Annotated in this window: 9 protein-coding genes and 1 pseudogene; all 10 read right to left on the minus strand. The window is 64.0% G+C overall.

Annotated features, from left to right (window positions below; genetic code table 11):
- Positions 1-7 precede the first annotated feature (7 nt).
- The gene (locus RZE79_RS34455) at positions 8-2140 is read right to left on the minus strand and encodes a hydantoinase/oxoprolinase family protein (RefSeq protein ID WP_319361921.1); all 2133 of its coding nucleotides are present in this window, start codon (positions 2138-2140) and stop codon (positions 8-10) included.
- Positions 2137-3813 carry a hydantoinase B/oxoprolinase family protein gene (locus tag RZE79_RS34460; RefSeq protein WP_319361922.1) on the minus strand — a complete coding sequence of 559 codons (1677 nt, stop codon included), beginning with the start codon at positions 3811-3813 and terminating at the stop codon, positions 2137-2139. Before RZE79_RS34460 ends, RZE79_RS34455 begins: the two co-directional genes overlap by 4 nt.
- A complete protein-coding gene (locus RZE79_RS34465) occupies positions 3806-4849 on the minus strand; it encodes a LysR substrate-binding domain-containing protein (protein ID WP_319361923.1) in 1044 nt (347 codons plus the stop codon). Before RZE79_RS34465 ends, RZE79_RS34460 begins: the two co-directional genes overlap by 8 nt.
- Positions 4850-4857: 8 nt before the next feature.
- Positions 4858-6216, minus strand: a complete 1359-nt coding sequence (locus tag RZE79_RS34470; protein ID WP_319361924.1) for an MFS transporter — start codon at positions 6214-6216, stop codon at positions 4858-4860.
- A gap of 13 nt (positions 6217-6229) precedes the next feature.
- Positions 6230-7905, minus strand: a pseudogene (locus RZE79_RS34475) (AMP-binding protein).
- Between the two features lie 4 nt (positions 7906-7909).
- A complete protein-coding gene (locus RZE79_RS34480; RefSeq protein WP_319361925.1) occupies positions 7910-8974 on the minus strand; it encodes an AbrB family transcriptional regulator in 1065 nt (354 codons plus the stop codon).
- 48 nt (positions 8975-9022) lie between these two features.
- Positions 9023-10006, minus strand: coding sequence for a tripartite tricarboxylate transporter substrate binding protein (locus RZE79_RS34485; protein ID WP_319361926.1), 984 nt, complete (start codon positions 10004-10006; stop codon positions 9023-9025).
- A gap of 69 nt (positions 10007-10075) precedes the next feature.
- Positions 10076-10384, minus strand: a complete 309-nt coding sequence (locus RZE79_RS34490) for a DUF4387 domain-containing protein (protein ID WP_319361927.1) — start codon at positions 10382-10384, stop codon at positions 10076-10078.
- 23 nt (positions 10385-10407) lie between these two features.
- A complete protein-coding gene (locus RZE79_RS34495; protein ID WP_319361928.1) occupies positions 10408-11799 on the minus strand; it encodes an acyclic terpene utilization AtuA family protein in 1392 nt (463 codons plus the stop codon).
- A 102-nt stretch (positions 11800-11901) separates the two neighbouring features.
- On the minus strand, positions 11902-12963 hold the full coding sequence (locus RZE79_RS34500; protein ID WP_319361929.1) for a porin: 1062 nt from the start codon (positions 12961-12963) through the stop codon (positions 11902-11904).
- Positions 12964-13115 lie beyond the last annotated feature (152 nt).

A 13115-nucleotide genomic window follows, 5' to 3' on the forward strand; every position in this document is an offset into this window, starting at 1 on the left:
TGATTGCTCACCTCGCGTCCTCCATGCTCGGTTCGGCCCTTGCTTGCGTGGCGGCGCTTGCCCCGTGGTCGATGGTGACAACCAGGTTGAAGAAGCGATCGACCGTGAAGCTGCAATCGGGGCCGAAGCTGCTGCTCGATTCCCTTTCCTCGACCACGGCGGGGCCGACGATCCGCACACCGGGCGCGAGCGCATAGCGGTCATAGACCCTGGCCTTTCTGAAGCCGTAGCCGTCGAAGTACACGTCCCGCTCGCCGCGCAGCGCCTCGCCTTGCACGCAGGCATAGGCCAAGGTGATGTCCTTCGCCGGCAGCGACGCCTGCAGTCGCCAGTTGACGGCTTCGATGGCCACGCCCTTGACCACGCGGCCAAAGCGCGCGAGGTAGGCTACGTTGAACGCATCCTTGACCTCCTGGACCCTGGAGGCATCGAGCGGCCCGTCGGGAAGGTCCACGGTGACATCGAAGCCTTGGCCAACATAGCGCATGTCGGCCTGCCGACGCACGGAGATCTCGCCGTTACCGAGCGCGGCGCTGGCCAGCAGCTCCCAGCTCGCGGCCTCCATCTGGGCAAACAGGGCGTTTACGACCGACCAGTCGGCGCCATCCAGGCGCGCCAGATAGCCGCGCACCTCGTCGACCGCAGGTGCGGCGACAAGGAATCCCAGCGCGGAGATGACGCCCGCACCCATCGGCACGATGAGGCGCGGAACCTTGAGCAGGCGCGCAAGCGAATAGCCGTGCACGGCGCCGGCGCCGCCAAACGCAATGAGCGAGTGCGCGCGCGGGTCCTTGCCCTTCTCGGCGAGGTGCATGCGCGTTGCCGCAGCCATGGTCTCGTTGGCGATGGCCTGGATGCCCCGGGCCGCGTCCATCGCATCGATGCCGAGACGGTCGCCGAGACGCTTCTGCATCGCCTTCCTGACGGCTTCCAACGACAGCGCCATCTCGCCGCCCAGGAAGAACTGCGGGTTCAGATAGCCGAGCACCAGATCGGCATCGGTGACCGTGGGCTCGGTCCCGCCGAGCCCGTAGGCAACGGGCCCCGGCTCCGAGCCTGCGCTTCGCGGTCCGACCTTCATGAGCCCGTTGGCATCGACGGTGGCGATGGAGCCACCACCGGTGCCGATCTCGATCAGGTCGACCACCGTGAGCTTCAACGGCAGGCCGGAGCCCTGCTTGAACTTGCGGATGCGGCCGGCTTCGAACTCGTGCTTGAGGTTGGGCTTTCCGTGCTCGATCAGGCACATCTTCGCGGTGGTTCCGCCCATGTCGAAGGAGATCATGTGATCTTCGCCGACCTGGCGCGCGACGAAGGCCGCGGCCATCGCTCCCGCCGCAGGGCCGGACTCGATGAGGCGCACCGGGAAGCGGCGGGCGTCCTCGATCGTGGTGATGCCGCCACCGGACAGCATGATGTAGAGCTCGCCTTCGAAGCCGATGCCTGTCAGGTCGCTTGCGAGGCGGCCCAGGTAGGCATGGACGCGCGGCTGCACGTAGGCGTTCACGCAGGCAGTGTTCGTGCGCTCGTATTCGCGGATTTCCGGTGCGACGTCTGAAGACAGGGTCACCAGCAGCTGCGGGTACAGCGCGCGAACCGCCTCGAGCGCGAGCTGCTCGTGGACCGGATTGCGGTACGCGTGCATGAACGCGATCGCCAGCGCTTCGATCTGCTCCGACTCCACGAGCCACCGCACTTCACGGACTACATCGTCGAGGTTCAGCGGCTCATGCTCGACGCCGCTGGCCAGCAGCCGGCCGCGCACCGGTCGGCGCAGCCGTCGCGCAACGATGACGGGCACCGGGGGCAGGAAGAGATCGTCGACGTCGTAGCGGCTCTCGCGTCCCATTTCCAGAACGTCGCGGAAGCCCTCGGTACACAGCAGCCCGACCTTGGCGCCCGTGCGCTCCAGCACGGTATTGGTGATCAGCGTGGTCCCATGAATGATGCTGCCGATCTGGGTCGCATCGGTGTTCGTCTCGGCCAGCAGCCGCTGGATGCCCTCCACGATGGCCCTGCTCGGCGCATCGGGCGTGGTCAGACGCTTGCCGATGCGCGTGATGCCGCGCGGTTCGTCGTGCAGGACGAAGTCGGTGAAAGTGCCGCCGATATCGACGCCGATGCGAGTGCTGCGCTTCATCGGGCACCTCCATGCACCTGGCCGGAGGCCTGGGGATAGACCTCGCGGACCTGCTCCGAAGAGACGAAGCCGTCCGCCACGTCGGCCGCCACCGCGGCGATGTCCCGCTGCGCCGGATCTCCGAACCCTCCCCCGCCGGCAAACCGGATCACCACGCGGCTCCCGGGCATCAGCGTAGATTGCGACTTGAGGCTTGCAGAGGAGCCGTCGGGCAGGATGACCTGCGCCACCGCACCCGCCATGCCGCCGTGCAGGCCCAGCGCGGGATGCGACTCGCGATCGCCGAGCATCCCCATCATCACGGGTCGCCTGGCAAGGCTCTGGACGATGCACTCCTGGCCCAGGCCGCCGCGGAACCGGCCAGGGCCACCGGAGTCCTGCCGGTACTCCTTGTGGGTCAAGAGCAGCGGAACCACCGCTTCGAGCGCCTCGATGCTCCCGGCGCCCGAGTTGGTCGGAAATGCCGTCGTGGAAAGTCCATCCTGCCGGGCCGAAGCGCCCATGCCGCCGCTGGCGAACAGGATCTGGCCGAAGCGCTCGCCTGCATCGTTCACGCCTGCGAGCCCCAGCCGGAAGGCCGGCGCGCCGCCGCTATCGGCGATGACCTGTTCCGGAATGACCTTGCCGAGGGCCTGGTAGATCGCGCATGAAAGCAGATGCCCGGTCAAGTGGCGCGCAGCGACTGCCGCCGGGTATTGCGCGTTCACGATGCTGCGCTCGGGCGCCCGCACTTCGATGGCCCGGTAGGAGCCCTCGTTCCTGCGCGTGAGTGGATCCACCGCACACTTGATCGGGTAGACCGAGTAGGCGCGCGTGTAGTTGATCGTGCAATTCGTTCCCTTGTCGACCTGCACCGAAGTGCCGTCGTAGTCCACCACCATCCTGTCGCCCGCGACGGTGATTGCGCAGTGGATGCAGGTCGGATGCCCCGGAAAACCGTCGGCTTCGATGGTCGACGCATAGTGACCGTCAGGAATCGCCGCGATGGCCTTGCGCATTGCCGCATCGGCCTTGTCCAGTACGGCCGTGGCAAGGCGTTCGAAATCGGGCTCGCCGCTGTCGTGCAGGAAAGCTGCCGCGCGTTCGCAGCAGACCCGGTTCGCAGTGCATTGGGCCTCGAGATCGCCGAGCACCTGCTCCGGCAGTCGCACGTTGTTCAGGAACAACTCCACGAAGGGCTCGTTGCGTTCGCCGGCCCGATACAGATGCATCGGTGGAATGCACACGCCTTCCTCGAAGAGATCCCGACAGGTGGCCGAGAGGTTGCCACCGACGTCGGGCGAGTGCGCCGCACAGCCAGCGAAGCCGACGATCCGCGTCTTGTGGAACACGGGGCTCACGACTGTGATGTCCGGCAGGTGCCCGGTGGCGATCCAGGGATTGTTGGTGAGGACGCAGTCGCCTTCGCGCCAGGTCTCGAGCGGAAACTTCTCAAGCATGGCACGGATCGTTCGCGGGATGATTCCCGCGAAGGCCGGGATGCCGCCGCTGCACTCCGCGATCGATTCCCCGCGCAGGTTCGTCAGCACGGTGGCGAAGTCATTGGATTCCCGGACGATCGTCGAGAAGGCCGTGCGAAGAAGCGCGGTCGCACCTTCGTCGACGATCGCGACGAGCCGGCTCCACCATATCTCCAACGTGATGGCATCGATGCCACCTACTTGCTCATTCATGCGTTGTCTCCGGGTCTTCATTGGGAAAGACTGGATCGTAGGAAGGAGGGAGGCTCGCGTGTTTAGCTTCGTGCGACAGGTCTTTCGCGGTACGCGAAACCTCTTCAGCCGGAGCGCTGCCGGTCGGACCCGGCAAATGCCGCTGCGGCTCCGCTTCGCCCGCGTCGATGCAGCGGCGCAAGAATGCCCGCGCCGCGCCGCTGAGCCCCTGTTTCGAGCGTGCGCCCACCAGCATCTGGCGTGCAGCCCAGGGCTCGTCGAGCTCGACCAGCTCGATCGAGAAGCAGTTCTGGTAGTTCTCCACAATCAGCCTTGGCGCTACGCAGATTCCCAGGCCCGCATGGACCATCCTGCAAGCCGCGTCGACACTACCGACACGGATCCGCACGCGGTAGTCGACTCCGCCCTCGGTCATCAGCTTCTGGCTCAATGAACTCTGGGTCTGGGTGCCGATGTGGTCGTAGCTGAGCGTCTCGGCAAAGCGAACACGTGCCTGCGCCGTGAGGTGGTGTCCTCTCGGCACAACGACGCAGAGCTCGTCGCGACGGTACGGAAACGTGACCAGCCCGTTGCCCGACACCGGTTCGAGAAACACCCCCAGATCGGCCCGTCCGTCCGCGATCGCCTCCACCACCTTCTGGCTCGTACCTTCCGACAAATCGATAGCCACTCCGGGATGCGCGTCGGAGAACGAACGCAGCTCCTGCGGAAGGAACTCCGAAACGGCCGACGCGGTGGCCGCGATTCGCAGCAGCCCGTGAATCCCCCTGGAATAGAGCCGCAGGTCGCTTTGCATCCGCTCGACGCCGTAGATGATCTCTCGCGCGTGCTGCAGCAGCGCCCGCCCGGCAGGCGTGAGTGACATCCCTCGGGCCCGCCGCTCGAAGAAGCGCGTGCCGGCCGATGCCTCCAGGTCCGAGATCCGCCTACTCAGCGCGGCGATTGCGATGTTGCACTTGTCGGCAGCCGTCGTCAGACTGCCGCAATCGGCGACCGCCAGGAAGAGCTTCAGCGTCGTGAACTCGAATTGCTTCATGACGAGACTCAGGCTCCTTCCGCCTGTTCGCGCGGTCGGGGAGCGGCGCCGCGCACGACCTTCAGCATCAGCAGCGCGGACAAGCAGGACAGTACGGCGGCATGCAGCATCATGTAGCGCCACGCCGTCAGGTCGACCAGCAGGCCCAGGACGGCTGGCATCAGCGTCTGGCCGATGGCCGCGGCGGTCCAATACATGCCCGTGTAGGTGCCCAGGTACTTCTGGTTGGGCACGATGCTCCAGAGGATCGCGACCGCATTGATCGCAAAGGCGGCCCATCCGACGGCAGCGAGGGCCATGGCCGCCCCGACCTGGACCGTGCTCGTCGAGAAGAAGACGGCCACGCAGCCGAGGGCGACGATGATCATTCCGAGCATGCAGACCACGGCGCGGCTCGTCCGATCGGCAATGATGGCTACCGGTATTGCGGCAACGAGGAACGCGATTCCTGCCGGAAATCCGATGGAGCCGGCGGTGCCTCGCGACAGCTCAAGCACCTCCATCACATAAGGAGTCAGCTGGGAGCGGATCGCCGTCCAGGTGCCGTTCGCGCCGAACACGGCAAGCAGGAGCAGCAGCCGGCGCTTGTCGGATGAAGTGAAGACATCCAGCACCAGCTCCTTGAGGTTGAGCTGCGCATGGTCGTCGGCGCTCTGTGCCGGGCGATGCGCCACTTGCGACGAAAGCCCCCGGCATGCGATGTACATGCCGATGACCAGGAGCACCGCCGGAATGAAGAATGCCAGCCGCAAATCCCTGTCCACCACGAGGAAGCTGATCGCGGCCGACGCGAGGATGGTCAGCGCCACGCCGATGCGAGCCACCGCGTTGCCCTTGCTCCGATGGTTCGGCGCCTGGTAGTCGGCCGTGAGCGACTCGGCAATCGACTTGAACCCGTTCGCGATGAACGCGAAGCCGATCATCGCGACCAGCAACATCTCGAAGGAGACGGCCCAGGGAATCAGCGCGAAGAGCAACGCGGCCACGGGGGCGCCGATGAGCAGGAAGCGGAAGCGGTTGCCGCCTTTGGCCTTGTGCTGGTCGGACATGTGCGCCATCCAGGGCTGAACGAAGATTCCGAGCAGGTTGTCCACACCCATCAGCAGGCCGATGACGGCAGCGCTGCTGATGTACTGCCTGAGCGAGGCGGGAACCTGCGCGTCATAGAAGTTCCAGACCGATTCTTGGGCGAACATCGCCAATGCCACGAAGAACGCAGCCTTCTTGTTGAAGCGGTTGATGTCAGGATTTCGGGTGGCCATTGCTTGATACTTTTTAGCTTTGTGGTCGCGGCCACTTTTGTGGCAAAGACGCGGTTCTTGACACGGTCGTCTCTTCCCCGGAGCCGCTCCCAGCGAGGATTCCACGTGGTTTGTTGGACTAGGTGGTCGCGGCTCGCAACTCACGGCGCAGGATTTTTCCGGCCGAGGATTTCGGAAGCTCCGTGCGGAACTCCACGAGCTTGGGTCGCTTGTAGGCCGTCAGGTTTTCCTGGCAGTGGCGTCGTATGGCTTCCTCGCTCGGCCCATCCGCCTTCTTCACCACCACGAGCTTTACGGCCTCTGCAGTGACTGGATCCGGTACGCCCACCACCGCACATTCCAGGACGTCCGGTATCCTGGAAACGACATCCTCGATCTCGTTGGGATAGACGTTGAAACCGCTGACGAGGATCATGTCCTTCTTGCGGTCCACGATCTTGTAGTGGCCGCTGTCCGTTCGGATGCCGACGTCGCCGGTGCGGAAGACGCCGTCACGGGTCATGCACTTTTCGGTTTCATCTGCACGCCGCCAGTAGCCGGCCATGACCTGCGGTCCACGCACCGCGATCTCGCCAGGCTGCCCCGCCGGCACCGGGCCGCCGTCGTCGTCGATCAGTGCAATCTCCGTGTTGGGAAGCGGCAAACCGATGCTTCCCGTGTACGACGCGCTGTCGACCGGGTTGCAGGTGACCGACGGGCTGGTCTCGGACAAGCCATAGCCCTCGCAGATCGGGCAGCCAGTCTTCTCCAGCCACAGCGCTGCCACTCCGCTTTGAACGGCAGCGCCGCCGCCGACCGAAAGCACCAGATTGCGCCAGTTCACCGCGCCGAATCCGGGATGGTTCGTGCCATCGCGGCGAACATCGTGTTGACTGCCGGGAAGCTGTGGAAACTGACGCCCTGCAGCTCCTTGAACAAAGCTTTCAGGTCGCGCGGATTGGGGATCAGGATATTCCTGGCACCCATGTGCAGCCCGAGCATCACGCAGGCGGTGAAGCCGAAGACGTGATAAATGGGCAGCGCGCAGACAAACGTCAGCTGCTCCCGCGGAGGAACCTTCTCGAGGGCTGGCACATACCATTCGGCCGACTGCAGGATGTTAGCCACGAGGTTGCGATGCAGGAGCATCGCGCCCTTGCTGAGGCCGGTGGTACCGCCCGTGTATTGCAGCACGGCCAGTTCGTCGGACAGTGGCGTGACACGCGCCAACTGACGTTCACGCCCCTCAGCGAGCGCCGCGCGGAAGCCGACCGGGTTCGGCAAGGTGAACCGCGGCACCAATTTCTTCACCTTGCGCACCACCTGGTTCACCAACTGGCCCTTGAAGCCGAGCATGTCGCCCAGGGTCGCGACGACCGTGTGCTTGACATCCGTGCGCGCAATGACCGCCTGGAGCGTGGCGGCGAAGTTCTCGAGAATGACGATGGCTTTCGCGCCCGAGTCGACCAATTGATGCTCGAGCTCGCGTGGCGTGTACAGCGGATTCACATTCACAACCACCAGTCCCGCGCGCAAGACCGCGGCAACGGCAATCGGGTACTGCGGCACGTTGGGCATCATCAAGGCCACGCGGTCGCCTCGGGCCAGGCCGATGGACTGCAGATAGGCGCCGAACGCCTTGGACCACGCATCGACCTGCCCGAAGCTGAAGGAGCGCCCCATGAAGATGTATGCCTCCGACCGGGCATGCCTAGCGAACGCGACATCCATCAGCTCCACGAGGGAGCCGTATCTCGTGACGTCGATTTCGCTTCGGACGCCGCTCGGGTACAAGTGCTGTTGCTCGTTCTTCATCTGGTTACCTGGGTTCGCAATATCTGGACACGAGCCGCGCCATCTGAGGCGCGAGGATCGTGACGACAATGAGCCGCATCACCTGCACCGCGAGAATCACCGGCACAGAGGCATGCATGCCATGAGCCACAGCCACGGCGGCATCGATGCCTCCGGGCATGATGGCGAGGAAGGCCGTGAGCGCATCGATACCTTCGAACGAGCGAAGAATCGGCCACATCAGCGCGATGCACGACCCGGTCATCAGAAGGATCCCGAGTAGCATCGCCGGCATCAGGTGGAGGCAGTCGAGCAACACCTTCCTGTTGAAGCGCAGCCCCGCGTAGCAGCCGCCGAAGGCGAACGCGACGGCCGCGACCATGACCGGAATCTCCACGGTGCTCAGGTGTGCCAGATGCAATCCGCTGCCCACGACGAGGGGCAGCCAGAACGCCGCCTGCCGCCACCTGGTTGCCATAGCGACGGCAACACCTGCGGCGATGAGTGCTCCTAGCACCGCGACCACATCGGCAGACACCGCGCCGGCGAGGAACACAGTCGCCGGCACCGGCGAAGCGGCAGGCCCGCCGCTCGCGCCGACGAGTCCCGCCACCGCGACGGCCGTCAGCGTCACGAAGACGATGCGAAGGTGCTGCATCAGCGCAATCACGCGCGGGTCTGCCCCTTGCTGCTCCCCCAACATCATCATGGTCGAGGCCGCCCCCGGGGACAGGCCCCATATGGCCGATTGGCCCGGCAGCCAGCCACGGCGAGTGAACACCACAGCAACGACACCTGCCGCAGCCACGCTCAGGACATTCACTGTAAGCACGACCACCCAGTGGTCTGCAATCAGCTGCAGCAGGTCCCGGCTGACGACGGAGGCGACCATGCAACCGAGAACCGCTTGTACGGGCAAGAAGATGCCGGGCTTCAGTTCCAGGCCCGCGCCGCTCAACGCGAAACCGATGGCCACGAGCATCGGCCCCAACAGCACCGCACCGGGGACGTGGAGTGCGCGCAGCAGAACCAGGGATGCCCCGGCGCCCGCCATCAGCAGCACCCATTGGAAGACTCTCTTGTGCGGCATGAATTCGTCGCGAGCGGCTTGCTGCAGTCGATGTGGATGTTGCGGCACTCAATCGGCCTTGATGCCGGCCTGGGCAATCAGCCGGCCGTACCCGGCGAAGTCGCGCTGGAACAGGCTCTCGCAGTCGTTCACCGTGCCTCCGATAACGGCACCGCCGCTATCGCCAACAAACAGCTCGAGCTCCGGGGTATGAAGTGCGGTGTTGAATTCACCATTAAGGCGCTGGACGACTACCGAAGGCGTTCCCTTCGGCGCGATCAGTGCCAACCAGCCGTCGACGTCGAAGCCCGGAAGCCCGGACTCCGCCAGCGTAGGCACGTCGGGCAGCACCGGCAGGCGTTTGAGCGTGCTGATGCCCAGCGCTCTGATCCGACCGGACTTGATCAGCGGAGCCGCTGCGATCACCGGAAGGAAACCGGCCATGACCTGGCCTCCAGCCAGATCCGTGGAAAACGCCCCGATGCCTTTGTATGCGACATGGAGCGCCTTGAACCCGCCCTTCAGCGACATCAGCGCGCCGGCGACGTGCAGCGGTGTACCGTTGCCGGAATTGCCCAGCGTCACCGACTGCTTCTCCGGGCGCGACCTGGCGTACGAAATAAGCTGCTGGACGTCCTTGGCGGGCACGCTCGAGTGCACGACGAAGATCATCGGACCCGAGGTGAGTGCAAGGACGGGCTGCACATCCCGCAAGGGATGGAAGCTGGCCTTGTAGAGATGCGGTGTGATGCAATGGGTCGAGGCCACGATGGCCAGCGTGTAGCCGTCAGCGGGACTGCGAACCAGCTGCGCGGTCGCGATCAGGCCCGCGGAGCCGGGCCGATTCTCGACGACCAGCGGCTGTCCGAGTGCGCCTTCGAGCACGGGGCCGAGCCGCCGCGCAGTCGCGTCGATCGCGGAGCCGGGTGAGACCGGCAGGACCATCTTGATGGGCTTGTCCGGATAGCTTGAACCCCATGCGGAGCCCAGCATTGCGCTGCCGAGCGCACCCGCAACGAATTTCCGCCTTTGAAGTGCGTGGTGTTGGTTCATCTCTGTCTCCTGCTTCCTTGTCATCGCGGATCAGCCATCGTCGAGCGGCACGCCTTTCGGGCTTGCCCTCTACTTCAGTTCGATGTCGAGCAATCGCACGTATTGCTGACCGGAGTGCATGTCACGCTCGACCATTCCTCCTTGAGGGTTCGCTCGCGGAAAGGAGATCTTCAGGACGTGCAGGGAGTCGACTGGGATGCGTTTGACGAGGCTTGGATCCACGCCATACAGCCGATGGAAGAGGTCTGCGGACAGTTCTTCGCAGTCTCGGTACTTTCTGTACTTCTCCTCCCCATCGAAGAAGAGATCGACCGTGACCCAGAACGGACCAGCGACCTTGGAGCGGATGTGGTGGCAGACTTCACGCAGCTTGGGCATATCTAATTCCTTCTTGATTCCGTTCAGGCTGCGATCGCCTTGCCACCCCTGTCCAGCCAGACGGTGCGGACCAGCGACAAAGGGTCTTCAATGGCGACAACATGGTTGAGCTTGAATTCGAAGACTTGGCCGCGCGGAACGTCTGCCGGGCTGAAGGCAAAGCCGTAGCTCGGCAGCTCCTTGTTCATCACCATCGGATAGTGGAAGAAGTAGGGGTTGCATGCGTGAGCGATCGCGTTGGCCAGTTCCTGCGTCCGGGCCGTGGCAACCAGCAGCACACCGATTTCCCGTGGCGGCGGAACATTCACCGGCACATCGCCGGTCACGGCGTTCCAGCCATACATGCGAAGCGAGATGTGGAATTCACCAAGCTCCTCCGCGGGAATCGACTTGCGGGTGCGTTCATGGAGCGCCTCCAGCAAGCGGTCGTGGAATGCGTTGACGTTGTTGAGAACGTCGGGGTCCTGAATGCCGATGAGCATCAGCGTCTGGTAGTTTCCAGCGGCCGCACCTTCGAGCTTCATCGTGTAGGGCTGCTTCACCCAGTTGGCACCTTCCACGCGGACGGTACGCTCGCCGCGCTGCGCATACACCGCACCGGTGACGTCCAGAATTCCCCCCGGTTCGTGGAGATAGTGGGGGTCGCTGTTTTCATACAGCATGTGCTTGGACACGCTGTGCGGCGTACACCGGTTCGTTGTGGACAACGGCTCCACCTCGAAGCCGCTGTCATCGATGGTCAGCAGAACCCCTGAGCCATCGGCAGGATTGAGACAGCACTGGGCGCCGCATTCTGCAATTTTTCCGGCGTGCCACGAAGCTCCCCACGACGCGCCCTTCCAGATCGGATAGCTGGCCAGAACGGCCGTGTCGGTGGACCTCCCGCCGATGACGATGTCTGCGCCCGCCTCGAGTGCGGCAATGAAGGGCTCCACGCCCATCAAGCCGACGATGTGCTCGCAGGCATCGATGGCCGAGTCTTCCAGTGGACCCAGCGGCGGCAATGGCCGCACCTTGCCTTGTCGGTTGAAGGCCTTGAGGCTGCCCTTCTCCTGCTCGGAGTACAGCAGCGCGATCTTCGGCGAGATGTCCAGTTCCTGCACAAGTTCCAGGAGAATGTCCCGGGTCCAGTCGACGTTGAGATCTCCGCCCGCCTGGCCCGCGGTGCCGACGATGATTGGAATGCCCGTCTTGGCATGAGCGCGCAGCAGGATGCCCAAGTCACGCTTGACCGCTCCGCGGTTGTTCTTCGATTTTCCAAGGGCGAGGTAGGCCGCTCCACTGTCGGTGGAGCCGGCGTCCGTTGCAATGACGTTGGCTCCCTTGGCAAGCCCGTATTCAATTTCGCTCTCGCGGACCCCTGACCCAAGGGAGCCGCAGGGCACCATTACTTTCACATTGCCTTGCAGGGCCATGGTTGTCTTTCTTTTCAGATGATTGGAAGGTCGTGTCGACCCGGCGGTTCAGCCGCCCAGGTCGAACGAAGGAACTCAGAAGTCGTGACGTACCCCGATCGCCTAGCCGGAAGTGGAAGAGCGTGAGGGGTCCCGGGTGAGGCCAGCGATGTTGACGGGGTCGAGCCTGTACCCGTCCGAGAAGGAGTTGCTGAAAACCGAAAAGCTCAGTGTCGTGCGCCGGGAAAGTTGATAGTCGACGGCGGCAATCGCGGTCTTCTTCTTGCCGTCGCGGCCCGCCACGTTGTTGATGTTCTTGCCGCTGTCCAGCGTGTACGAGAACTTGAAGATGAACGGCGCCATGTCATACCGGAAGCCCGGTGTGATCAACGTGTTGGCCTGTTCTGGCCTACCCCTTGCAGAACCGTCGAGCGTGGCCCGCGCCACATTCAGGTAGAGGCGCGCACTGCTGCCCAGGCGAAGCTGGCCACCCGCACCGAGGACGGTGTGCTGGGGATGTTGACCCGTTGCCGCAAGCGTCGGCGACTTGAAGGTCACACCGTAAAGGGCAACGGTGTAGGCATTGGTGATCTGGGCCAGGTCGAAAGCCATGCTTCGGCCAGAGCCTTCATTCGGCGCGGCACTCAAGGCCGCGGTAATTCCTGCCGGGCCGTCCCAGCGGACCTTGATAACGTCGTCGCTGCGCGAGTCATTGCCTGCAAACTTGTTGACCCCATAGAGCGCCAGCGGCGTGACGTGCAGGCTCGCCCCACTCACATTGAAGACGTCCAGGCTCCGGGTGACACGGTCCGTGGAGGCATGGAACTGGCGACCGAGCGTGAGCGTGAACGCCTCGTTGGCAAGGCCGACGGTCGATTCGCGATGCCAGAACTTCCCTCCCGAACCCACCTCACCGGTGTCCGAGTCAATATTGGTTTCGAGACGAAAGATCGCTCTCAGGCCGCCGCCGAGATCCTCGCTGCCACGAAACCCCAGATAGGACCCATTCAACAGGTAGTTGCTGACCTCAGTCTTGGCGCCGGTTTGATTGGTCTTGTGCGAGATGCCGGCAGAAATCCGACCATAGATCTGCACACTGCTCGTCTGCGCAAAAGCGACGCCGCTCATGGCAAGCGTAGCGCCCCCCGCAACCGCAATGCGGCGCCCCATCGTTCCGATCTTCACAGTGTCTCCTCTGGCGGATTTATCTGGATTTGTTGGCCGAATGCGAGGCGCCGAGGCCGCTTGCAAATCGGCGATGGGATTATGCAAGCATGATATCATAATCTCATGCTAGTGAAAACCCGCTCCGTCGCTCGATGCCGGGGCACGCGACA

The organism is Variovorax sp. EBFNA2 (assembly GCF_033802765.1).
GTDB classification, from domain to species: domain Bacteria; phylum Pseudomonadota; class Gammaproteobacteria; order Burkholderiales; family Burkholderiaceae_C; genus Variovorax; species Variovorax paradoxus_H.